The 22,759-nt window shown below is 30.3% G+C and carries 24 protein-coding genes; 16 read left to right on the top strand and 8 right to left on the bottom strand.

What is annotated here, in order from left to right:
- The first annotated feature begins 50 nt into the window (after window positions 1-50).
- From JH146_RS03510 to JH146_RS03535, 7 genes are all read left to right on the top strand, one after another.
- On the top strand, window positions 51-977 hold the full coding sequence (locus JH146_RS03510) for an RNA-guided endonuclease TnpB family protein (RefSeq protein WP_052352073.1): 927 nt from the start codon (window positions 51-53) through the stop codon (window positions 975-977).
- Between the two features lie 105 nt (window positions 978-1,082).
- The gene (locus JH146_RS03515; RefSeq protein WP_048201710.1) at window positions 1,083-1,442 is read left to right on the top strand and encodes a hypothetical protein; all 360 of its coding nucleotides are present in this window, start codon (window positions 1,083-1,085) and stop codon (window positions 1,440-1,442) included.
- 118 nt (window positions 1,443-1,560) lie between these two features.
- Window positions 1,561-4,272 (top strand): CDC48 family AAA ATPase, encoded by a 2,712-nt coding sequence (locus tag JH146_RS03520; protein WP_048201711.1) that lies wholly within the window; start codon window positions 1,561-1,563, stop codon window positions 4,270-4,272.
- Window positions 4,273-4,400: 128 nt separating this feature from the next.
- Window positions 4,401-6,236 (top strand): YgiQ family radical SAM protein, encoded by a 1,836-nt coding sequence (locus JH146_RS03525; RefSeq protein WP_048201712.1) that lies wholly within the window; start codon window positions 4,401-4,403, stop codon window positions 6,234-6,236.
- Between the two features lie 26 nt (window positions 6,237-6,262).
- Window positions 6,263-7,618, top strand: coding sequence for an HD domain-containing protein (locus JH146_RS03530; protein WP_048201713.1), 1,356 nt, complete (start codon window positions 6,263-6,265; stop codon window positions 7,616-7,618).
- 172 nt (window positions 7,619-7,790) lie between these two features.
- Entirely contained in the window at window positions 7,791-7,919 is a 129-nt protein-coding gene (locus tag JH146_RS08910; protein WP_257719650.1) for a hypothetical protein, read from the top strand.
- 53 nt (window positions 7,920-7,972) lie between these two features.
- Window positions 7,973-8,722 carry a tetratricopeptide repeat protein gene (locus JH146_RS03535; protein ID WP_236953685.1) on the top strand — a complete coding sequence of 250 codons (750 nt, stop codon included), beginning with the start codon at window positions 7,973-7,975 and terminating at the stop codon, window positions 8,720-8,722.
- A 161-nt stretch (window positions 8,723-8,883) separates the two neighbouring features.
- Here the strand turns inward: JH146_RS03535 and JH146_RS03540 are convergent, their stop codons facing one another.
- On the bottom strand, window positions 8,884-9,429 hold the full coding sequence (locus JH146_RS03540; RefSeq protein WP_048201714.1) for an endonuclease dU: 546 nt from the start codon (window positions 9,427-9,429) through the stop codon (window positions 8,884-8,886).
- Window positions 9,430-9,497: 68 nt separating this feature from the next.
- On the opposite strand from JH146_RS03540, the gene nudF reads away from it, so the two are divergent.
- A complete protein-coding gene (gene nudF / locus JH146_RS03545) occupies window positions 9,498-10,007 on the top strand; it encodes an ADP-ribose pyrophosphatase (RefSeq protein WP_048201715.1) in 510 nt (169 codons plus the stop codon).
- Entirely contained in the window at window positions 10,000-10,326 is a 327-nt protein-coding gene (locus tag JH146_RS03550; protein WP_048201716.1) for a transcription factor S, read from the top strand. The genes nudF and JH146_RS03550 overlap by 8 nt, the downstream gene beginning before the upstream one ends.
- A 1-nt stretch (window position 10,327) precedes the next feature.
- On the opposite strand, the gene JH146_RS03555 is transcribed toward JH146_RS03550, so the two are convergent.
- On the bottom strand, window positions 10,328-11,806 hold the full coding sequence (locus JH146_RS03555; RefSeq protein WP_048201717.1) for a pentapeptide repeat-containing protein: 1,479 nt from the start codon (window positions 11,804-11,806) through the stop codon (window positions 10,328-10,330).
- A gap of 95 nt (window positions 11,807-11,901) precedes the next feature.
- Between JH146_RS03555 and JH146_RS03560 the strand changes: the two genes are divergently transcribed.
- Both JH146_RS03560 and JH146_RS03565 read left to right on the top strand, forming a co-directional pair.
- On the top strand, window positions 11,902-12,933 hold the full coding sequence (locus JH146_RS03560) for a type II glyceraldehyde-3-phosphate dehydrogenase (protein ID WP_048201718.1): 1,032 nt from the start codon (window positions 11,902-11,904) through the stop codon (window positions 12,931-12,933).
- 203 nt (window positions 12,934-13,136) lie between these two features.
- Window positions 13,137-13,334: a hypothetical protein gene (locus JH146_RS03565; RefSeq protein ID WP_048201719.1), complete on the top strand. Its 198-nt coding sequence runs from the start codon at window positions 13,137-13,139 to the stop codon at window positions 13,332-13,334.
- Window positions 13,335-13,403: 69 nt separating this feature from the next.
- On the opposite strand, the gene JH146_RS03570 is transcribed toward JH146_RS03565, so the two are convergent.
- Window positions 13,404-13,643, bottom strand: coding sequence for a pro-sigmaK processing inhibitor BofA family protein (locus tag JH146_RS03570; protein ID WP_048201720.1), 240 nt, complete (start codon window positions 13,641-13,643; stop codon window positions 13,404-13,406).
- Between the two features lie 65 nt (window positions 13,644-13,708).
- On the opposite strand from JH146_RS03570, the gene JH146_RS03575 reads away from it, so the two are divergent.
- On the top strand, window positions 13,709-14,674 hold the full coding sequence (locus tag JH146_RS03575; RefSeq protein WP_048201721.1) for a cobalt-precorrin 5A hydrolase: 966 nt from the start codon (window positions 13,709-13,711) through the stop codon (window positions 14,672-14,674).
- Here JH146_RS03575 and JH146_RS03580 read toward each other — a convergent pair.
- Together JH146_RS03580 and JH146_RS03585 are read right to left on the bottom strand one after the other, a co-directional pair.
- A complete protein-coding gene (locus JH146_RS03580) occupies window positions 14,661-15,698 on the bottom strand; it encodes a TRC40/GET3/ArsA family transport-energizing ATPase (RefSeq protein WP_048201722.1) in 1,038 nt (345 codons plus the stop codon). The genes JH146_RS03575 and JH146_RS03580 overlap by 14 nt on opposite strands.
- 18 nt (window positions 15,699-15,716) lie before the next feature.
- Complete coding sequence (locus JH146_RS03585; RefSeq protein ID WP_081874459.1) at window positions 15,717-16,352, bottom strand: DUF116 domain-containing protein; 636 nt, start codon at window positions 16,350-16,352, stop codon at window positions 15,717-15,719.
- Window positions 16,353-16,406: 54 nt separating this feature from the next.
- Here JH146_RS03585 and comB point away from each other — a divergent pair, with 54 nt between their 5' ends.
- The gene (gene comB / locus JH146_RS03590) at window positions 16,407-17,081 is read left to right on the top strand and encodes a 2-phosphosulfolactate phosphatase (protein WP_048201724.1); all 675 of its coding nucleotides are present in this window, start codon (window positions 16,407-16,409) and stop codon (window positions 17,079-17,081) included.
- Between the two features lie 15 nt (window positions 17,082-17,096).
- Complete coding sequence (gene rnp3, locus JH146_RS03595; RefSeq protein WP_048201725.1) at window positions 17,097-17,792, top strand: ribonuclease P protein component 3; 696 nt, start codon at window positions 17,097-17,099, stop codon at window positions 17,790-17,792.
- Between the two features lie 25 nt (window positions 17,793-17,817).
- Here rnp3 and JH146_RS03600 read toward each other — a convergent pair whose 3' ends face one another.
- Both JH146_RS03600 and JH146_RS03605 read right to left on the bottom strand, forming a co-directional pair.
- A complete protein-coding gene (locus tag JH146_RS03600; protein WP_048201726.1) occupies window positions 17,818-19,314 on the bottom strand; it encodes a hypothetical protein in 1,497 nt (498 codons plus the stop codon).
- A gap of 100 nt (window positions 19,315-19,414) precedes the next feature.
- Entirely contained in the window at window positions 19,415-19,930 is a 516-nt protein-coding gene (locus JH146_RS03605) for an LEA type 2 family protein (RefSeq protein WP_048201727.1), read from the bottom strand.
- 92 nt (window positions 19,931-20,022) lie between these two features.
- On the opposite strand from JH146_RS03605, the gene JH146_RS03610 reads away from it, so the two are divergent.
- Window positions 20,023-20,616: a diacylglycerol/polyprenol kinase family protein gene (locus tag JH146_RS03610; RefSeq protein ID WP_048201728.1), complete on the top strand. Its 594-nt coding sequence runs from the start codon at window positions 20,023-20,025 to the stop codon at window positions 20,614-20,616.
- Here JH146_RS03610 and JH146_RS03615 read toward each other — a convergent pair.
- Complete coding sequence (locus tag JH146_RS03615) at window positions 20,549-22,162, bottom strand: tRNA uridine(34) 5-carboxymethylaminomethyl modification radical SAM/GNAT enzyme Elp3 (protein WP_048201729.1); 1,614 nt, start codon at window positions 22,160-22,162, stop codon at window positions 20,549-20,551. The genes JH146_RS03610 and JH146_RS03615 overlap by 68 nt on opposite strands.
- Window positions 22,163-22,295: 133 nt before the next feature.
- Here JH146_RS03615 and moaC point away from each other — a divergent pair, with 133 nt between their 5' ends.
- A complete protein-coding gene (moaC, locus tag JH146_RS03620; RefSeq protein WP_048201730.1) occupies window positions 22,296-22,757 on the top strand; it encodes a cyclic pyranopterin monophosphate synthase MoaC in 462 nt (153 codons plus the stop codon).
- Window positions 22,758-22,759 lie beyond the last annotated feature (2 nt).

Below are 22,759 nucleotides of genomic sequence, written 5' to 3' on the forward strand. Positions count from 1 at the left end.
ATATAGAAAAACTATTTTCTACTAATAAAGAAGGAAAGAAAACTCTAATTATGAGGTTATCAACTTCGAATGGTAGGATAGTTATTCCTCTAAAACCTCACAAACAATTTTTTAAACTATTAGATAATGGCTGGAAGGTAAAAGCAGGGTTTAAATTGAGAATAAACAAAGAAGATGGAACTGCAACGATTTTAATTCCGTTAGAAAAGAAAATAACAATCAATGATAGTTTTAAAACTGTTTATGCGTTAGATTTTAATTTGGATAACATTACTTATGGTAGTTTCGAAGAGATAAATACTATAAATACAAATTTAGGAAAATTAACTGAAAAGTATTCTAACATTATGTCTAATATCCAAGAAAAATTTTCTTATGAAGGAATTCACAAACAAGATAAGCCGTTAAAGAGGAAGGGATTTATTTTGCTTAAAAAATTTGGTAATCGATTAAAAAATATCAGAGAGGATAAGTTAAAAAAATTAGCTAACAAAATAGCTAAAGAGCTTAGAGATAAAGATGCTGTTTTAGTTATCGAAGATTTATCATCTTATTTTAACCAAAATATAGCTAAAAAATCATTTAAAAAGATAAAACATAAATTGCATAACATTTCAGCTAAGAAATTTTTAAGTTATTTAAAAAATAAATGCTTAGAGTTTGGAGTTAAAGTTGTTGAGGTAAATCCATCCTATACTTCTGTCTTATGTCCAAATTGTGGTAGTAAATTAGCTCAACTTTATAGGTTAATCGATGAGAGGGCTCTGCCTTCGAGAGTCATGTATTGTTTCGAATGTGGATTTTATGCTGATAGGGATGTTATAGCTGTTTTTAATCTGATAAAAAGAGCTTGGGGGGTTTTCCGTTGTCCCCAAAAGTCCAATGAGCCCATAGCTAAGGAAACGGTGTTTTCGATGAAGCTATGGGTTGAGGACAATCTACTCCCATATTTTAGATTTAATACAATACGATATTAAATGCTATAAAATGCCATGGGAGTGGGAAACGGTTATATATAGTGTAGTTATAGATATTTTTAATGTATTGGTGCTGAGTGGGGGAATCCAATATTTGGTGGTTTTATGGAAAAATGGGAGTTAAAAAAATTAGCGGTATGTTTTAACTGTAAGAAAGAAGTAGACCAGATAATAGAGATTTATACAAATCAGGCGTTTGTTAAGTGTTCTAATTGTGGTGCTACAAGGTATTATATTTTAAGAAGAGTGGGGATTGAAGATGAAAGCATAATTGAAGAAGAAAAAAAGAAAAAGCATAAATATGAGCCATGGTTTTTAGAGAAAACTGCTGTTTGCTTTAACTGTAAAAAAGAAACTATACAGGATATTGCAATAACAGAGACAAAGATGATTGTTAGATGCAGAAACTGTGGATTTACAAGAGTCTATCAGTTCCATATATTAGATATTCCTGAAAATAAATAATTGTGCATAGTTATGTCATTAGTATGAACAAAACCAAAAAGTTTATATAGAACTTCAACGGTATATTATTTCCAGTAAGAAAATTATTATATAAAAATACAAAATGGGGGGATTTGTAATGGTTAAAGAGCTAAAAGTCGCTGAAGCATATCAAGGAGATGTCGGGAGGGGTATTGCAAGAATAGACCCTTATACAATGGAAGAACTCGGCTTAAAACCAGGGGATGTTATTGAAATTGAAGGAACTAAGGGGAAAGCTTACGCTATAGTTTATAGAGGTTTCTTAGAAGATGCTGGAAAAGGAATTATTAGAATTGATGGTTACTTAAGGCAGAATGCTGGAGTAGCTATTGGAGATAGAGTAAAAGTTAAAAAAGTAGAGCTTAAAGAAGCAAAGAAAGTAGTTTTAGCCCCAACTCAACCAATTAGATTTGGTCCTGGATTTGAAGACTTTGTTAAGAGAAAGATAATGGGGCAAGTTTTAAGTAAAGGTTTAAAAGTTACCATTGGAGTTTTAGGGACTGCTTTAACATTTGTTGTTGTTAATACATCACCAGCAGGACCTGTTAGAGTAACTGACTTTACACACGTTGAGTTGAAAGAAGAGCCAGTTAGTGAAATTAAAGAAACTAAGATTCCAGATGTTACATATGAAGATATTGGTGGTTTGAAAGAGGAAGTTAAGAAAGTTAGAGAGATGATAGAGCTTCCAATGAGACATCCAGAGTTGTTTGAAAAGTTAGGAATTGAACCACCTAAGGGAGTTTTATTAGTTGGACCACCAGGAACTGGTAAGACATTATTGGCTAAAGCAGTTGCTAACGAAGCTGGAGCAAACTTCTATGTAATTAATGGTCCAGAAATAATGAGCAAATATGTTGGAGAAACAGAAGAGAATTTAAGAAAGATATTTGAAGAAGCTGAAGAGAATGCTCCAAGTATAATATTCATTGATGAAATTGACGCTATAGCCCCTAAAAGAGATGAAGCTACAGGAGAAGTTGAGAGAAGATTAGTTGCTCAGCTCTTAACCTTAATGGATGGATTGAAAGGAAGAGGACAAGTTGTTGTTATTGGAGCTACTAACAGACCAAATGCATTAGACCCAGCTTTAAGAAGACCAGGAAGATTTGATAGAGAGATTGTTATTGGAGTTCCAGATAGAGAAGGTAGAAAAGAAATCTTGCAAATACACACAAGAAACATGCCATTAGCTGAAGATGTTGATTTAGATTACTTAGCAGATGTAACACATGGATTTGTTGGGGCTGATTTAGCAGCTTTATGTAAAGAGGCAGCAATGAGGGCATTGAGAAGAGTATTGCCAAGTATTGACTTAGAGGCAGAAGAGATTCCAAAAGAAGTTTTAGATAACTTAAAAGTCACAATGGATGACTTCAAAGAGGCATTGAAGGATGTTGAGCCATCAGCAATGAGAGAGGTTTTAGTTGAAGTTCCAAATGTTAAGTGGGAAGATATCGGAGGATTAGAGGAGGTTAAGCAAGAATTAAGAGAGGCAGTAGAATGGCCTTTAAAAGCTAAGGAAGTATTTGAAAAAATAGGAGTTAGACCACCTAAGGGAGTATTGCTATTTGGACCACCAGGAACAGGTAAGACATTATTAGCTAAGGCTGTAGCTAACGAAAGTGGAGCAAACTTCATAAGCGTTAAGGGGCCAGAAATCTTCAGTAAGTGGGTAGGGGAAAGTGAAAAGGCAATAAGAGAGATATTCAGAAAAGCAAGACAGTCAGCACCATGTATAATATTCTTCGATGAGATTGATGCTATAGCACCAAAGAGAGGTAGAGATTTAAGTTCAGCAGTTACTGATAAAGTTGTCAACCAATTATTAACTGAATTGGATGGAATGGAAGAACCAAAGGATGTTGTTGTTATTGCTGCAACAAATAGACCAGATATCATTGACCCAGCTTTATTGAGACCAGGAAGATTAGATAGAGTTATATTAGTCCCAGTTCCAGATGAAAAGGCAAGATTGGATATATTCAAGATACACACAAGAGGTATGAACTTAGCCGAGGATGTCAACTTAGAAGAGTTAGCTAAGAAGACTGAAGGATACACTGGAGCTGATATAGAGGCATTGTGTAGAGAAGCAGCAATGTTAGCAGTTAGAGAGAATATAGGAAAACCATGGGGAATTGAGACAGCTTTAAGAGATTTAATCAACTACTTGCAGAGCATTTCAGGAACATTCAGAGGAGCGGCTGTAGAGTTAAACAGTGTCATTAAAGCTACAAAAGAGAGAGAATCTGCTGAAGCAGGAGAGTTTAGTGAGTTAAAGAATGCTGTTGGAAGGATAATTAATGTGTTATCACCAGCTAAGGAGAAAATTGAAGCTGTAGAGAAAGAAGTTGATAACTTCCTTGAAATTATAAACAAAGAGGACTTAAAACCATCAGAGAAAGATGAAGCTAATAAGTTAGCAAAATACTTAAAGGACATATTAGGCAAGTTAAAAGAAATGATAGACAACATCTACGAATTAGAGAACAAGTTAGGAAGCTTGTCACAGCAAGTTTCAGCTGAAGAGATTGATGAGATAATCAAAACAACACAAAATATCATACACAGATTCACAACATCATTGGATGAGCTCAAGAACATATTAAAGGATATTGAAAGCATAAGATTAAGAGTTTCAACAAAAGATGTCAAAATTAAGAAAGAACACTTCATGAAAGCTCTTGAAAAGATTAAACCATCAGTAAGTAAGGAAGACATGAGAGTTTATGAAAAGTTAGCTCAAGAATATGGAAGAGCCACATCAGTTGAAAAGAAAAAAGAAGAAGGTAGAGAAGTAATCTAAATCCCTAATCTTTCAATTTTCTTTTTTTATTTTTATTTTATAAGTTTTATAACCACAAACAATATTGTAAACCTATTTTAATGTTTGCTTATTATTATAATTTACAAGCATTTTTGAAGTGATATTTTATGTTTTTGCCAACTACTAAAGAAGAGATGGATGAATGGGGATGGGAAGAATTGGATGTTATTATTGTTACAGGAGATGCTTATGTCGACCATTATTTATTTGGAGCTTCTGTTGTTGGGAGGTATTTGGTTGAGCATGGTTATAGAGTTGGGATTATTGCACAACCAGATTGGAAAAATTTAGATGATATAAAAAGATTAGGGAAGCCGAATTACTTTTTTGCTGTAACTGCTGGGAATTTGGATAGTATGTTAGCTCACTACACACCACAAAAGAGATTAAGAGATTTTGACTCAATGTCTAATGAAGGGATAAGAAAGAGGCCAGATAGGGCTACAATTGTTTATACTAATTTAATAAAAAGGGCATTTAAAGGTATTCCTATAGCTTTAGGTGGGATTGAAGCTTCTTTGAGGAGATTTTCTCACTACGATTATTGGGACAATAAAGTTAGGAAGAGTGTTTTAATTGATTCAAAGGCAGATATTTTAATGTATGGGATGGGAGAAAAGAGCATTTTATCAATAACTAAAGCATTAGAAAGTGGAGAGAGCATAAAAGATTTAGAAATAAATGGAACTGTAATTAGAGTTAATAAAAAAAAGTTAGAGGATATAAAGGAAAGATATGAAGTTAAAGAGCTTCCATCTCATGAAGAAGTTGTGGATAGCAAAGAAAAATACGCTGAAATGCATAGGAAGTTAATGACAATGGATAAAGTTATTTATCAAAAAGTTGGAAATCAATATTTAGTTCAATTTCCACCAATTTATTTAACTGAAAAGGAAATGGATGAAATATATGAGATGCCATTTGAAAGAAAAGCTCATCCTTCTTATTCTTATGTCCCAGGAATTGTCCCAGTTCAGTTTTCAGTCGTAACACATAGAGGATGCTTTGGAGGTTGCTCTTTTTGCTCAATCCTACATCATCAAGGTAAGGTTATTCAAAATAGGAGTGAGAAAAGCATCTTAAAGGAAATTAGAAGATTATTAAATCATGAAGATTTTAAAGGAGTTATTCAAGATATTGGAGCTCCAACAGCAAATATGTATAGAATGGGATGTAAAAAAGGAATAGCTCATAAATGTCCAAAAAATTGCCTCTATCCAGAGCCATGTGAAAATTTAATCATAAACCACAAACCACTAATTAAGCTCTATAGGAAAATTAGAGATATTGTTGGAGACGAGGTTAGAGTTTATGTTAGAAGTGGGGTTAGGTATGATTTAATAATGTATGATGAAGAATATGGTGAGGAGTATATAAAAGAACTCTCTAAATATCACGTCTCTGGAAGGTTGAAAGTAGCTCCTGAACACATCTCTAAAAAAGTTTGTAGGGCAATTCAAAAACCTGATGGAAGGTTATTTAAAAAATTTTTAGAGAAATATAGAGAAATAGCTGAAAAAGTTAGAGGAATAAAAGAAGTTTTGCCATATTGGCTTATTGCCCATCCAAATTGCTCTATTAAAGAGATGATTGAGTTAGCAGAATTCATCCATAAAAATAACTGTTATTCAAGGCAAGTGCAAGTTTTCACCCCAACTCCTATGGCTCTATCAACTACAATGTATCACACTGGCATAAATCCAATAACTAACGAGAAAGTTTATGTTCCTTACACCTATAAAGAGAAAAAGATTCAAAAAGCTATCTGCTTATATAGGGAGGAGGAAAATTGGGAAAAGGCATTAGAAGGATTTAAAATGGTTGGATATAAAGGAATTATTTATAAGTGGATTGTGGAGCAGATGGAAAAGAAGAAAAAGCAGAAAAAAGATAAAAATAAAAAGAACAAAAAGTTAGTTAAAATAAAGAGAATTAAAAGATAAAAGATAAATAAAAATTTTGGGAGAAGATGAAGGTTATTAGAGATTCTATCCATAAAGACATATATTTGGATGAAAATGAATTAAAGATTGTTGATAGTGAGGAATTTCAGAGATTGAGAAATATAAAACAAACAGGTTTAACATACTTAGTTTATCCCTCTGCAAATCATACAAGGTTTGAACATTCTTTAGGAACTATGTTTATTGCCTCAAAAATAGCAGAGAAAATTAATGCAGATGTTGAGCTTACAAGAGTTTCTGCTTTATTACACGATATTGGACATCCCCCATTTTCTCACACATTGGAAATTTGCGGATACAGCCATGAAGCTTTTGGCAGAAAGAAAATTAAATACATGGATTTGGATAATTTTTCAAAAAATGAGATAATTAAAACTTTAAGTAGGAAAAATTTAGAAGGGAAGATAATTTCTGGAGATGTTGATGCCGATAGAATGGATTATTTGTTGAGAGATAGCTACCACACAGGAACTGCCTATGGAATGATTGATTTACCAAGAATTTTAAGGAGTATAACAACCTTCGAAAGTTTTGGGAAAATTAAAATTGGAATATTAAAGAAAGGAATTCAGGCAATTGAATCGTTATTGGTAGCGAGACATCAAATGTATTCAGCTGTTTATATGCATCCAACAGTTAGAATAGCAGATACGATGATGAAGAGGGCAGTGATAAAAGAAATAAAAGATAGAAATTTAAATATAAAAGATTTGGCTGATATGGATGATATTGCGTTAGTTTCATTTTTAAGAAACTCTAACAACTATTTGATGGAAAGAATAGACAGAAGAAATCTTTATAAAAATCTCATAACATACAGCTATTTTGATTTAAATCCAATAGAAAAATGGATTTTTGTTAATTTAGATGAAAAACAAATATTATCATTGGAAAGTAGGTTTTATGAAGAATTTGGATGCGATATATTTATTGACATCTATCCAATTCCTAAAATGGAAGAGCATAACGTCTATATAATCTCAGATGAAGGTGTTAAGAGATTAGATGAAGTTTCCCCATTAGCTCAGAGCTTAAAACCATCTGAGATGAGGTTGTGGAACATCTCAATATATGCACCAAAAGAAAAAATTAAAAAGCTTAAAGAGAACAATATAAAGGATAGGATAAATAAAATCTTAAAAGAGTTAGATATGAAGGTTGAGAGTAAGTTAATTGATATTTTGAAAGAGCATGAAACAATAATTGGGAAAGGAAAGTTTTTAGAGATTGCTAAAGAACATGGCATTTCACCAAAAGAGTTTTACAATGAATTGCATAAATTAATATTCTGTGGTTTGATAAAAGAAAAATTCTCTAAAAGAAAATATATTTACACCCTAAACAATTTTGTGAAGTTATAAAATAATTAAAAGCATGCTTTTACATAGTTATTCAATATTTTGAAAAATAAGAAAAGCTGTTAAGAGTAGGTAATAACTAACCTAAATAATAAATATCATGATACAGATAATAATTAGGTAATAATTTAACGATAATAAATTTTATTTTATTATTCATAAATGAGTGGTTCTTATGAAAACTAATGATAAAAACAATTTATGGAAGAAATATTTAGAAGTTGTTGGAAAAAAAGATTATGAAAAGGCCATTTCTATACTGGATGAACTTTTAGAGATTAAAAAACTCCAGATTTTTATGTAAGAAAAGCAAGATTATTAAAATCATTAGGAAAGTATGACGAGGCATTAGAATGTTTGGATAAGGCATTAAAATTAAAACCAGACTATAGTAGAGCATATTTTTTAAAAGGAGTTTTATTAATGAGTTTAGGTAGATTAAAAGAATCAAAAGAAGTATTTTTGAAATTATTAGAGTTAGATAAACAGGAATCTAATATAGGTGCTAAATGTATAACCGCTACCATATTAATGAGACTTGGAGAGTTTGATGAAGCGTTAAAAATCCTTGAGACTATGTTCGAAGATTATCCAAACTCAGCTATTGCTTGGGCTGAAAAAGGAGAAATACTATATAGTGAAGGAAAACTCAAGGAAGCGTTAGAATGTTTTGAGAAAGCTTTAGAAGTGAACCCTAAAGATTATCTTTCTTTACTATATAAAGGAGAAATATTATTTGAACTTGGAAAGTTTAGGGAGGCATTAGAATGCTTTAAAAAGATAATTAAGAAAAATGAAAAAGATATTCGTGCATTACTGCATGTTATACAAATTTTAATTTTCCTTGGAAGAATAACCGAGGCCAAAGAATACATCGAAAAAGCATTAAAATTAAACCCTAATAGCTCATTACTTTACGTTTATTATGGGGTTGTTCTAAACAAATTAGGGAAATATGAAAAGGCGGTAGAGTGGTTTGATAAAGTATTAGAAATTAGTCCTAATAATGTATATGCTTGGCATGGTAAAGCAGTGGCTCTTGAAAAATTAGGAAAAATTGAGGATGCTTTAGAATGTTATAAGAGAGCATTTGGACTCTTTGAATAAAATCTGTTTTCATATAAGGTCAAGCTTCCAAATGACTACAGTCATTGAATATTCAATAGGACTTTCGCAGTTTATATTATTAATTTTAGAACTTAGACATCCGAAGGATGTCAATGTGCAATAAATCATTTTATTCCTGCGAAAGTCCTATTCAAATTATTTTACTTCAATCCTAAAAATCCTCTACCAATTAAATGAGATATTCTCAAACACTCTGGAATTTTACTTTTAAGCTTTGTTTTTTTAATGATATTCTCAACAAAATCTCTATTAGTCCCAACATACTGAATATAAATATTGTCCATTCTTTCTGGTTCTGGAAAGCTGTTTATAAGCTTTATCCTTTCATCTGCATCATCAAAGTATTTTTTAAGGGCTGAAAACATCTTCTCTTTATTTGGATACTTATCAATAACAACGATAACTGGTTTTTTTGTCTCTCTATTTATTTCCCATAAATCAGCTATATTAAATCCCCCAAAAGTTATTCCAGATAAAAAAATTGCTTTTATTTTTTTATAATGCTTTTCTTTAATGATATCTATTATCTTCTCTGTAACATCCATTCCATCCTTCTTAAATTTTCTAAAATAAATGCCATCTATTATTCTATTCCCTCTCATGTATGTGCCTATCAAAATACACTCTTTATCTGTTCTATTAAAGGGGGCATCATCAAAACCTATAACCTCTATTTCATCTTTCATAGACACCACAAATTTTAAATATATCTCCTTATATTCATTATGAAGTTCTTACATATTTAAGTGAGAGTATGGCTAAAAAATGTTTTTGCATAAGTGGGAAAATATTGGCTTTAAATTTGTTTGGAAAAAGATACTCTAAAAAAATCATAAAAAAGAGAGATTTAAAAAAATATAAGCTATATCTTCATCCAGCAGTGGCTGTTGATGGAATTATAGAGAAAGACAATAAAATTCTATTAATAAAAAGAAAAAACAATCCATTTAAGGGATGTTTTGCCCTTCCAGGGGGCTTTGTAGAATGTGGAGAGACGGTTGAAGAGGCAGTTGTTAGAGAAATTAGAGAAGAAACTGGTTTAATAACAAAGGTAAAAAGCTTATTAGGTGTTTATTCCTCCCCAGATAGAGACCCGAGAGGGCATGTTATCTCAATTGTATTTGTCTTAGATGTTGTTGGAGGTAAATTGAAAGCAGGAGATGATGCAAAAGAGGCAGAGTTTTTTGATTTAAATAATCTCCCCAAATTAGCTTTTGACCATAAAAAAATAATTGAAGATTACATGAGGTGGAAGAATGGTTAAGTTTTGCCCAAAATGCAATAACTTAATGCTACCAAAGGATGGAAAATTGAGATGTGTTGTCTGTGGTTATGAAGAAGAGACAACAGCTGAAGGAAGCAAAGAGTATGAATACAAAGAACACTTAGAGAACAAGAAGGAAAAAATTACTGTTATTGAAAGTGAGGGCTTAGAAACATTACCAACAACAAGAGTTGAATGTCCAAAGTGTGGGCATAACGAAGCTTACTGGTGGCTACAACAGACAAGATGTGCTGATGAACCAGAAACAAGATTCTACAAGTGTAAGAAATGTGGGCATACATGGAGAGAGTATGATTAATTTATTTTCTACTCAATTTTCTTCTCAGTGCTATGTATAAATTAGCTGTTGTAATCATCATAAAAATGCTGTATAAACAAAATATTATCGTCTCTAACAATGAAGATTTTCCATTTCCTATGTAGAATTTAGCTCCTAAGACGTCTTTTAAGTATTTTATATACATCAATAAAAACTCTGGAATTTTATTTGAAATCTGAGCATTAATAAAAGAGTTTAAGTAATGAGAGAGTGTTAAAATCAGTGGAGTAGTAATTATTAACCCAAACATAAAAATTATTGGCTTTTTTATTGATTCTCCATAATCTGATAAAAATCCATAAAACCAAATAGCAAATCTTTCAAAGTCATTTTTAGAAAATTCTTTTATTAGTTCCATCTCCATTTTGTATAAATCAGAAGCCTCAATGTATGTTCTGTTATTTTCAATGGATATTCTTAGGTTTCTGTATTCTGCAAGGACTGATTTATAATCTAAATCGCTTATTAGGATTTCATAAGCAAATTTATATATCCCTTCAGTATTTTCTTTTAGTTTTAAAAGTTTATGGCTTAAAATCTCTTCTTTTTTAATATTGCATAGTATCATTACCTCCCTAACATCTGTTTTTAAAAAAGATGTTTTTGATAATGGGAAGTTTTCTATTTTTGTGTGTTTGTTTAGAAATTGTGTATTGAAGAATATTGCTAAACATTCTTTATTTTCTTCGTCTTCTTTATCTTCTTTCTTTTTAAATAATGCTAAATCTTCAAATATACAATATTCAAAGGATAATAAGTTAAAAGAAATATTTGTAAAATCTGCACGAGATTTAAAGGTTGAATTATAAAATCTTGCTATATTAAATGTTGAATTGAGAAAAACAGCTTCTTTTTCAAAAGTAGCTTCTCTAAAATCAGTCTTTCCATTGAAAGTAGTCTCTATAAAATTAGTCTCTCCATTAAAAGTAACTCCTTCAAAATTGACTTTTCCCTTAAAAGTAGCTCCCCAAAAATTAGTCTCTTCATTAAAAGTAGCTTTTCTAAAATCAGTCCTCTCAAAAGTGGCCCCTCCAAAATTAACTTCTCCATTAAAAGTAGCTCCTCCAAAATAAGCCTCTTCATTAAAAGTAACTCTTCTAAAATAAGTCTCTTTATTAAAAGTAACTTCTCCAAAATCAGCTAATTTCCTAAACTCTGCTATTATTTCAATTTCAAAATCTATTATGTAGTTGTGCATTCTAAACTCGCCATTAAATTTAACGTTAGAAATATATACATCCACATCTATAATTATCTTACTCAATAATCCACTTCTTTCTTCAATCAATTCTTCTAACCTCTTTTTATCCTTAATTTTCTTTTTAATCTTCTTATAAATATCCAAAATATCAACATCTCCCTCAACAATACAATTTTCTAATCTAAAATCCTTCCTTTCTTTTAAACATTCAACAAATTTATCAATAAACTCTTTATTTGTTATAACCCTCTTTTTCATAATCCCACATTTCATTATTAAAATAGACAAATCATAAAAATATATATTGACAAGATAATTATTATATCCTACAACAATTCTAATGGTGAGTTTTGATGTCAGTAAAAGTATTGATAAATGGGTATGGGTCAATTGGTAAAAGAGTAGCTGATGCAGTTTCAATACAGGATGATATGGAAGTTATAGGAGTTACAAAGACAAAACCTGATTTTGAAGCAAGATTGGCTGTTGAGAAAGGATACAAGTTATTTGTAGCAATTCCAGATAAAGAGAGAGTTAAATCATTTGAAGATGCTGGAATTCCAGTAGAAGGGACTATATTGGACATTATAGAAGAGGCAGATATTGTTGTTGATGGTGCCCCAAAAAAGATTGGAAAGCAAAACTTAGAAAATATCTACAAACCACACAAAGTTAAAGCTATACTTCAAGGAGGAGAAAAAGCAAAAGATGTTGAAGACAACTTCAACGCACTCTGGAGCTACAACAGATGTTATGGAAAAGATTATGTAAGAGTAGTTTCATGTAACACAACAGGTTTATGTAGAATATTATATGCAATAAATTCAGTTGCTGATATTAAGAAGGCAAGAGTAGTTTTAGTTAGAAGAGCAGCTGACCCAAATGATGACAAAACAGGACCTATAAATGCCATAACACCAAACCCAGTTACAGTTCCTTCCCATCACGGTCCTGATGTTGTCTCAGTTATTCCAGAATTTGAAGGAAAAATTTTAACTTCAGCTGTTATAGTTCCAACAACATTAATGCACCAACATACTTTGATGGTAGAGGTTGAAGGAAATATTAGCAGAGATGATGTATTAGATGCTATCAAAAAAACCCCGAGAATCATAACTGTTAAAGCAGAAGAAGGGTTTACTTCAACAGCTAAGATAATAGAATATGGAAGAGATTTAGGAAGATTGAGATATGACATAAACGAGCTCGTTGTTTGGGAAGAGAGTGTTAATGTTTTAGAAAATGAGATATTCTTAATGCAAGCAGTCCATCAAGAAAGTATAGTTGTTCCTGAAAATATTGACTGTATAAGAGCTATGCTTCAAATGGAAGATGATAACTTCAAATCAATTAAAAAGACAAATAAAGCTATGGGAATTCAGTAAAATTCTAAATATCTCTTTTTCTTTTTTATTTTCATAATGTTAATTTGTTATTTTAAATCTTTAAATTTATATTAATACAAAAAATTTTAATAATTATAAAATAACTTTTACTTATTGGAAGGAACGAATCATTTTCATACTGCTAACCGAAAATCTTATATATTATAATACTAATCTAAATTGTAGTATTAAAAGGTGGTATTATGGATGATATAGATAAGAAGGCTATAAGCTTATTAATGGACGCCACCTTAATGAGTGAAGATGAAATTGAGAGAACTCTAAAAATATTAAGAAACATGGCCAGAATTAAAAAAAGAAAGGAAAAAAACTTAAAATCAATAAAGGATGTTTTAGATTACTGGGCTTGTCAAGCTTATGAATATTCAATGAAAGCTTAGCTATTTTTATTTAATATTTATCACAATTTAAATCTGCTTTTAAGAATTTTTACTTTTTTAAAGATTAAGTTATAAAATTGAAAGCAAAATTAAGATAAAAACCCCAATTATCCCTCCAATTGCTATTATTAATAAGTTTATTAAATTTAAATCAATATGCACAATTCCAAGGAAATTTAAAATTCCTACCAAAATTAAACCGATTATTGTATTCACAGCCAAATATCTCAGTATTTTATAAGTTAGTTTAAAAAATAAAATTCCTACTGCAATTATTAATATCAATAAAATTAGATGTTCCAAACCCATAAATATCCACCTCATAAATAATAATTTATTATTAACTTAAATAAAAACCTTTTGTGTGATTAGTAATGATTAAAATTGTATATATTACAAAGAGGGGAAAAGAAGTAGCTAAACAGATTAAAGAAGTTTTAGATTACTATTTTTATGATAATAAAGTAGAGCATATAAAAGATTTTAAAATAGAGAAAAATGAGGATGGCTTTATATTCATAATGGCTACTGGCATAGTTTTAAGGAAGTTTTTAGATAAAATTAAAAATGATAAATTTAAAGACCCATTTGTTATTATCTGCAATGAAAATAAAGAACTCATCCCCTTATTATCAAACCATTTAGGTGGAGGAAATTATTTTTCTAAACTAATAGCTAACAATATAAATGGAAGAGTTATTTTTACAACTGCAACTGATGTAAATAGAAAAATAGGGATTGATGAGCTCTCTAAATTACTATTTTTAGAAACTCCTAAAAGAAAAGATATATTGGAGATAAATAAGAAAATTTTAGAGGAAGACATTAGCTTAACAATCCCAAAACATTGGAAAATAAAAAAATTGAACGGCTATAAAATTAATTACCACGATAGTTATGAAGTTATCGTTAATGATTCCATAAGATTAAAACCTTTAAGAATAGGAGTTGGTTTAGGAGCAAGAAAAGGAATTGAGAAATATAAAGTGTTTTGGGTAGTTAAAAAAGCTTTATTTTTGAGAAACATTCCAGTTTGGAGAGTTGATGCATTTGCTACAGTAGAGGATAAAAGAAATGAGATAGGAATTTTAGAGACAGTGAATAAATTTAAAAAACCATTGTTTATTTTTGAAAGAGAGGAAATTAATGAAGTTTATAAAAAAATAAATTTAGAAAAGTCAGAATTTGTATATAAACATATAGGGGTTTATGGTGTTTCAGAACCTACATCAATATTAGCTGTCAAAAAACTAACAAATAAGAGCTTTGACAATATTAATTTACTATTAAAAAAGTTTAAAAGAAATGGTGTAACTGTGGCAATATCTATTGAGCGATAACTTTCTGTTCTTCTTTTTCCTCTCCATATAATATTTTTGCTATCTGTTTTAGTGTTTCAATACCCTTTGCTTCAGTTCTTAAAAGTGGAACATAAGCAATAACTTTATCTCCAAATTTCTCTTTAATCATTTCTAATCTCTTTAACTGCAATTCTCTTCTTGCTCTACAGAAATCACACTGAACATCTTCTGGAATGAGCTGATTTACAATAACTGCATCAATTGGAATTCCGTACTTTTGGAGAGCTTTCATTGCCCTCTCACTCTCTAAGATACTCATCTCTTCTGGAATAACTACCAACCTAAATGCAGTTCTTTCAGGGTCTGATAAGATGTTTCTTGCTCTAACTATTCTTTCTTTCATCTTCTCCAATTCTTCTAACATCTTATCATAGTCAATATCTTCATCTTTCCCTCCAAATGGTAATAACTTCTTCATCATCTTCATAAATCCGCTCATTTGCTTCCTCAACTTAATAAGCTTTGTCATATACTTATCCATAACCTCTGGCATTCCCAAAAACCTTAAGGTGTGTCCAGTTGGAGCAGTATCAAATATAACTACATCAAACTCATTGCTATCCATATATTTTAAGAATACATCAAAAGCAGCACTTTCATCAGTTCCTGGAGAAAGAGCAGCCATTTCTAATTGGTCTTCTAACATCTCTCCCAAGAATGGGTTTTCTTCTATTTGTGCTTTTAATTTTTCTTTATATTCTTCCATTGCCTTTTGTGGGTCTATCTCAACAACATACAAGTTATCAAAGCCTTTAACCTTTGTTGGTTCATGCCCAAACTCCTGCTCAAATATGTCCCTCAATGAGTGGGCAGGGTCTGTAGAGACAATAACAACCTTCAACCCTTTTTCAGCCAAATAAACTCCTGTTGCAGCACTCATTGTTGTTTTTCCAACTCCTCCCTTACCTCCAAACATAATGTATTTGGTTCCATCCTTCTTTTCCAATTTTTTCTCAGTAATTCCTCTTAATGAATTTATGGAGTTCTTTATTTTTGATAACATTTAATCTCACCTTAATTATTATAATGATTTTAATCTTGTTATTAATTCATCAACATCGACCAGAGTATTTATGCACCCATCCCTTAATAAAGGTTGTCCTTGTGAAGGAATACCTTTTCTTGATAACATGTTCATTCCATAAAATAAATCTCTATTGCATGCAACACCAAAAACTGCCTCTGGCTTCTCTTCCTTTAAAATTCTCTTTAAAAATGTAGAGCCAGGGACTATATAAACTTTATAACCATTTTCTTCAGCAACTTTTATAATATCCCCTATTTTACATCTATTGCAGAATATACACTCAACACCCTTTGGTGTTAATTTGGCTGGGCATTTTGTATTTCTAAGACAATGGGGCAATATCAAAACCCTCTTTTTAGTTTTTTTAAATTTGTCCTCATAATATTTGTTGTAAAACTCTATCCCTACTCTATAAAATGTATCTTCAGTTCCTATGAGGAGGAATATCTTTAATAGTATTGAGTAAAAATTGTCCATTAAAAATAAAGCCAAATTTGGAAATATTAATTTATTCTTTTTTAATAATACATAGCCGATAATTAAAATTAAGACGAAGGATATAAATGCTAATGCAAATATTGTTATTGTTATTATCCCTATAATTTGTAAAAATCCTTCTACACTCAAAATATCTTCCCCCTCTAAGCTTTCAAAAAATTAAAAAATTACAAGAAGGTTGATAGCATGATAACCTTATGTAACGAATTTGCTGAGTATAAATGCAACGACGTAGCAATAGTTGTTGATGTTTTGAGAGCTTCCACAACAATAACAACGCTCTTATCATTTATTGATGAAGTATATATAACCACCTCAACATCTAAAGAAGAAAATGCAATATATATTGGAGAGAGAAAAGGTAAAAAAATAGAGAACTTTGACTTTGGAAATTCCCCAACTGAGATTTTAGCAAATAAAGATATTATAAAGGAAAGATATGAGAATGGAGAAAAAGTAGTTTTAACAACCACCAATGGGACGAGAGTTTTAAAAAACTTAGAGGCAGAGCATATTTTTATAGGAGCTATAGTTAATGCAAAGTATGTTGCTGAAGCTGTTAAAGAGTTTGAAAATATAAGCTTAGTCCCATGCCACAGAGAGAATAACTTTGCAATAGATGACTTTATTGGATGTGGAATTATAGCTAAATATCTCAACGGAGATTTTGATGAATTCATTAAAGCCGCAATAGAATTAACTAAACATGATTGGATGTCTTTGATTTTGAATTCTTCATCTGCAGAGAATTTAAAAAATCTTGGATATGAAAGAGATGTTACTTTTGCATTATTGGAAAATAGCATAGATGCTGTTGGTATTTATAAAAAAGAAGAAAGTAAAGTTGTTAGATTTAAATAATTAATTTGTGATAACATGAGGATTGATATAAACAGGATAGAAAATGAAGAGGAAATCAAATTACTCAAAGAATTAAAATGGAACGGATTTGTTTTTTACCAGTACGATGACGAGTTTGATAAGGATAAATATGAGGAAGTTAAAGTTATTGGTGAGAATTACAAATTAAAGGTATATTCTGGAGTTAAAATAAAGGCAGAGAGTCCTAAAGAACTAAGAAACAAGGTAAAAAAGTTTAGAGATAAATGTCATATAATATTAGTTGAAGGAGGTATTTTAAAAATAAATAGAGCCGCTGTAGAAATGCACGATGTAGATATTTTATCAACTCCTGAACTTGGAAGAAAAGATAGTGGTATAGACCATGTATTGGCAAGATTAGCATCAAATCACAGAGTGGCTATTGAGATAAATCTCAAAAATCTACTAAACAAAGATGGATATGAAAGAGCAAGAACATTGATATTTTTTAGAAATAACTTAAAATTAGCAAAAAAGTTTGATGTGCCTGTTGTTATATGCACTGATGCTGAAAATAAATACCAAATTAAAAACCCCTACGACTTGAGAGCTTTTTTAAATACGTTAATTGAGCCAATATATGCAAAAAAAATTATGGAAACTGCATATAAGATATGTGATTTTAGAGATTATTTGATGAGAGATAATGTTGTTAGATATGGAGTTGAGATTATAAAAGATGAAGAATAGGCTTATTTGTTGGTATTTAAGATTTTTAGTTTTCATTGCTTTCTAATTTTTTAATAACGCTTTCAAAAAATTTTTTGTGATTTTCTGTAGGTAATTGAAACGTTATGCCATTATATTCATTATTATTCTGAAAATTTATTAAAAGTTCTGAATCTTTAATTGTGATATAATACCCTTTGCTTTTTAAATGCTTTAACAATGAAACTAATATATCGGTCATTTTCTCAATTTCAAAATTTAATATTATATTGTTTAATGTATCTTTCTGATTTAACTGAGAAATGACATACTTTATAAAAGAAACTGTAATTTCATATAAATCATTGGCATTTAATTTAAGATTTTCAATGTCATTTTCTGAAATTTCGGTTAATATTTGTGGATATTTCTTTAGAACTTCTGCAACTTTTTTAATTAATGATTCTCCTCCAAAATAAAGCCTTTCATCATAAGAAAGTTTTATTGCAATTTTTATTATCCCAGGAACTGAAGTATTTTTATCCAATATTTCTGATAGATTGTTATAAATGGTTTCCAAAACTCTGGCACAATCTTTGTTTTTATCTAACTTTATCATTTCATCTGCATTAATTGGTTTAAATGAAATTAATCTATCAAGAGCATTATTAATAACCGTTATTTGCAATTCAAAATAATTACTTTCAGGAGATATTTTCTCCATTTCTTCAAGAATTTCTAAAAAATATGTAAATGCAGGATATAAAAAGAAATAATTGTTTATTAAAACATCAGCTAAGTTTTTAAAAATGCTATTAATATTAATAACCAATCTACGGTCATTTTTACATATATCTTTTAAAGGTGTTATTACTGAATCCTTTAGCACATATTCAAAAAGATATTCAAAAAATGAGCCTATAATATCTTTTTGTTCCCATGTCCATAATCTCCACCATTGGGGATTTCCATATTCTGCGTATCTGATGGCTTTTGAAATTTCCCAAGTAACGGCAGGAACATAAATCCATAAAGTTGGGTCTCTTAAAGAAATTTTAAATAAATCAAATAGCGAGTTGAGATACATAGAGACTTGCCATGGACTGCCCCTACTATTTTTTAAAACTCTTGCAAGAGCTTTTCCATTTTCAGAATATATTTTAGTAATAGTATCGATTGATAATACAAATAGCTCCTTTATATTAGAAAAGAGATAATATATAAGTAAAACTGTAGTTATAAACCACATTGGTGTAAGAATAGCGAGAACCTGTAAAGATATTGTATTCGAGTCTATAAAATGCATTAAAAATGTAATAGATGTAATCACAAAAACTATAAGGAAAATTACTTGTAAATATTCTTCCAAAATGCTTTTGGCATATTCTTTATAGGAACTTTGAACATGAACTACGCCGATTGAAATTAAAATTGCAGTAATAGTTATCACTATTTGAAAAGTCATATCATTAATTTTTATTAATTCTTCCCAAGATATTTTAATTCCAATAATTTTTTGATGACCACAACCAAAATAGAAGAACAAAATCAATTTCCAATACAAATATTATCCAATATCTCTTACAGTATCTTTTAAAAATTTCAAATTTACTCATAGTATCCCGCTATTCTTAACATAAAATAAAAAAGTAAAGTTAAAATAATTATTGACTAATATCTAGGCCCTCTAAATTGTTTAACTGTTTTAACATCTCTTCTTTTGCTATTGCAGAGACATCTATTTCTTGTTGGATATCTATTGGAATATTTACTGTTGTTATGAATAAATTAACCGAGATATTTCCTTTAATCTCAATAGGTATTTTTGTGCTTTTACCTTTTACAGCAACTTCAATAAGTTTTTTATTGGATATAGTTACTGGCAAAGTAAAGGAGCTATTTCCAGAGGTTATTTTAATATTACTCTGCTCCCCATGACCTAAATATATCTTATCTCCATCAACTAAAGCATAAATATCGAATGAGATTTTATCTATTGTTATTCCAATAGGATTTGGATTATCAACCAACACTTGAATCTCTATCTTTGTGTTATCTTCATCTAATTTCTGGACTTTTTGTCCAATAACTTCAATTTTTGGTTGCTCTAAACATCCTGAAAAGCTAACTGTTATAGCAACTGCAAAAACTAAGAGAAGAAGTTTTTTGATATCTTTCATACTATCACCATTTAGTTTATTTTACTGAAAAAAGATATTAATAACTTTCTATAATACGTTAAGTTATTAACAAATTAAAAAAGGTTGAAAGTTTGAGAGAGATTTATAGACAGACAATCCATTTAATTGCTGGGATTTTAATAGCTTTTTCAGTGTTGATATTTAAAAAACTTCTAATAATTCCGTTAATTATTAGTATAGTTGTTGGTATTGGATTATATTTTTTATGTAAGAAATATTACATCCCGATAATCTCAGATTTGTTGAATCTCTGCAAAAGAGAAAAAGAAGATGGGAAAGGGGCAATATACTTTGCCTTTGGTATGTTGTTATCTTTAATCTTAATTGATGATATAAACGCAATATTTTTTGGTATCTTAGTATTTGCTGTTGGGGATGCATTAGCTACCATTGTAGGAATTAGAGGAAAAATAAAGATAAATTATTTTGGAAAGACAATTGAAGGATTTTTGGCATTTTTTATCTCTACCTCATTAATTTTATATCAATTTTATGGAATTTATGGGATTTTTGTAGCTTTAATCTCTGCTTTTGTTGAATTTATAAGCAAAAAGATAAAGATAGATGATAATTTATATCTACCTTTTATTGTGGCATTTATTCTAAGTATTTACCCATATAAACCCCAACTCTCTCATATCCCAACTTTCTGTAGTATTCTCTAACTCCAATACCACTTGTCACCAAAATTTTCTTCTTTCCAAATTCTTCTTTAGCTATCCTTTCAGCTTCTTCTAAAAGCTTCCTACCATAACCCTTATGTTGCCAAGTTATTTCCTTTAAATCCTTAGTTAATGGTTTTTCTTGCCCGCAGACATGCAACTGCCTAACTAACATTGTGTTATCATCAATCTCTTTTCTAAATGGTTTATATGGCTCTCTTAATCTTAAAAATGCAATTAATATATCATTTTTTACATCTTCATAGGATAAGAATATCTCAGTTCCACCACTTGCCTCATACTCTTCTCTACATAGTTTTATATGCTCTATCTCTGGCATTATTCCTTTTTTATACATAACATGCCCAACTTCTCTGCATCTTATACATTTACACTTAATTCCATGCTTTTCCATATACTTATAAACTAATTCTCCCAAATTACTCTTCTTAACTCCATCAACTATTACAGTTGCTGGAATATCTCTCTGAATTCTTGAAGTCCTAACCCATTTTGGCATTATTGATTTTGCATAGCTAATTATCTCTATCGCTTCTTCTTCTCTGTATGGCTGATATTCTCCTCTCTTCCACATCTCATAAAGCTCTGTTCCTTCAACAACCAAGCATGGATAGATTTTAACCATATCCGGCATAAAATCTGGATTGCTAAATATCTCCCTAAACATCTTTTTATCCATTTCCATATCAGAGCCAGGCATTCCCGGCATTAAATGATAAGATACTTTTAAACCACTATCTTTTAATAGTTGAGTCGCCTTTATAGTGTCTTCAACACTATGCCCTCTCTTACAAAACTCTAAAATCTCATTATATATTGTTTGAACCCCCAACTCCACTCTTGTAGCTCCCAACTTTAACATTTGATTTATCTCTTTTTCTCCACAATAGTCAGGTCTTGTTTCTATACAGAGAGCTACACATCTATGTTCTGCTGTTTCATTAATCTTTTGTGCCTCTTCCAAACTACTTGCATCAACACCGTTCATAGCATCTAAGCATCTCTTAATAAACCAATCTTGATAAGCTATTTCCCTTGCTGGAAATGTTCCTCCCATTATAATAAGCTCTATTTTATTTGTTGGATGCCCTACCTTTTCCAACTGCTCAATCCTTGCCTTTGTTTGTAGATAAGGGTCGAAGTTAAACATTAAACCTCTCATAGTAGCTGGTTCTCTTCCAGTATAGCTTTGAGGAACATCCCCAAATACACTCCCAACCCCTCCAGGACAAAACATACACTTTCCATGAGGACATTTTTCTGGGGATGTCATCACTGCTACAACAGCAACACCAGAGATAGTTCTAACTGGCTTTTTTCTTAATATTGGAATTAACACTTTTTTTTCTTCTTCAGTAGCATACTGCAAAATTTCAGAGTTTGATGGATGCCCAATACCAATTCTATGTATTCTTAAACACTCCGCTTTAATCTGCTCTATTCTCTTTTTTGAAAGCTCTTTTCCTTTGTTATATTCATCCAAAATTCTCTCAATGATACATCTCATTAACTTTGTCTTTTCATCCATGATAATCACCAATAAACTTTAAACTTACATATATAAATATATTCATAAAAATGATTTATATAATTTATTCGTCAATGATTATAATGTTATTGCATAATTGTAGTATTTAGTTTAATAAAGTAGTGGTGATTAAATGCTGACTCATGTTGATGATAAAGGAGTTAAGATGGTTGATATCTCTAAAAAAGAAGATGTTGAGAGGTTTTGCATTGCTGAGGGATATATAAAATTAAAACCAGAGACAATTAAATTGATAAAAGAGCAGAAAATTAAAAAGGGAAATGTTTTAACAACTGCCCAAATAGCTGGAATCTTGGCAGTGAAAAAAACTTATGAACTAATCCCAATGTGCCACCCTATCCCAATAACTTCAGTAAATATTAACTTTGAGATATTTGAAGATAAAATAAAGGCAATTTGTTCAGTAAAAACTACCTATAAGACAGGAATTGAAATGGAAGCTTTAACTGGTGTTTCTATAGCATTATTGACAATTTGGGATATGGTTAAAAGTGCTGAGAAAGATGAATATGGGCAGTATAAAACTGCTGAGATTTTTGGAATTAGAGTTGTTGAAAAAGTAAAGAAACCTTAAAT

The sequence above is a fragment of the Methanocaldococcus bathoardescens genome (genome assembly GCF_000739065.1).
In the GTDB taxonomy this organism is placed as follows: Archaea; AGJL01; Methanococci; order Methanococcales; family Methanocaldococcaceae; genus Methanocaldococcus; species Methanocaldococcus bathoardescens.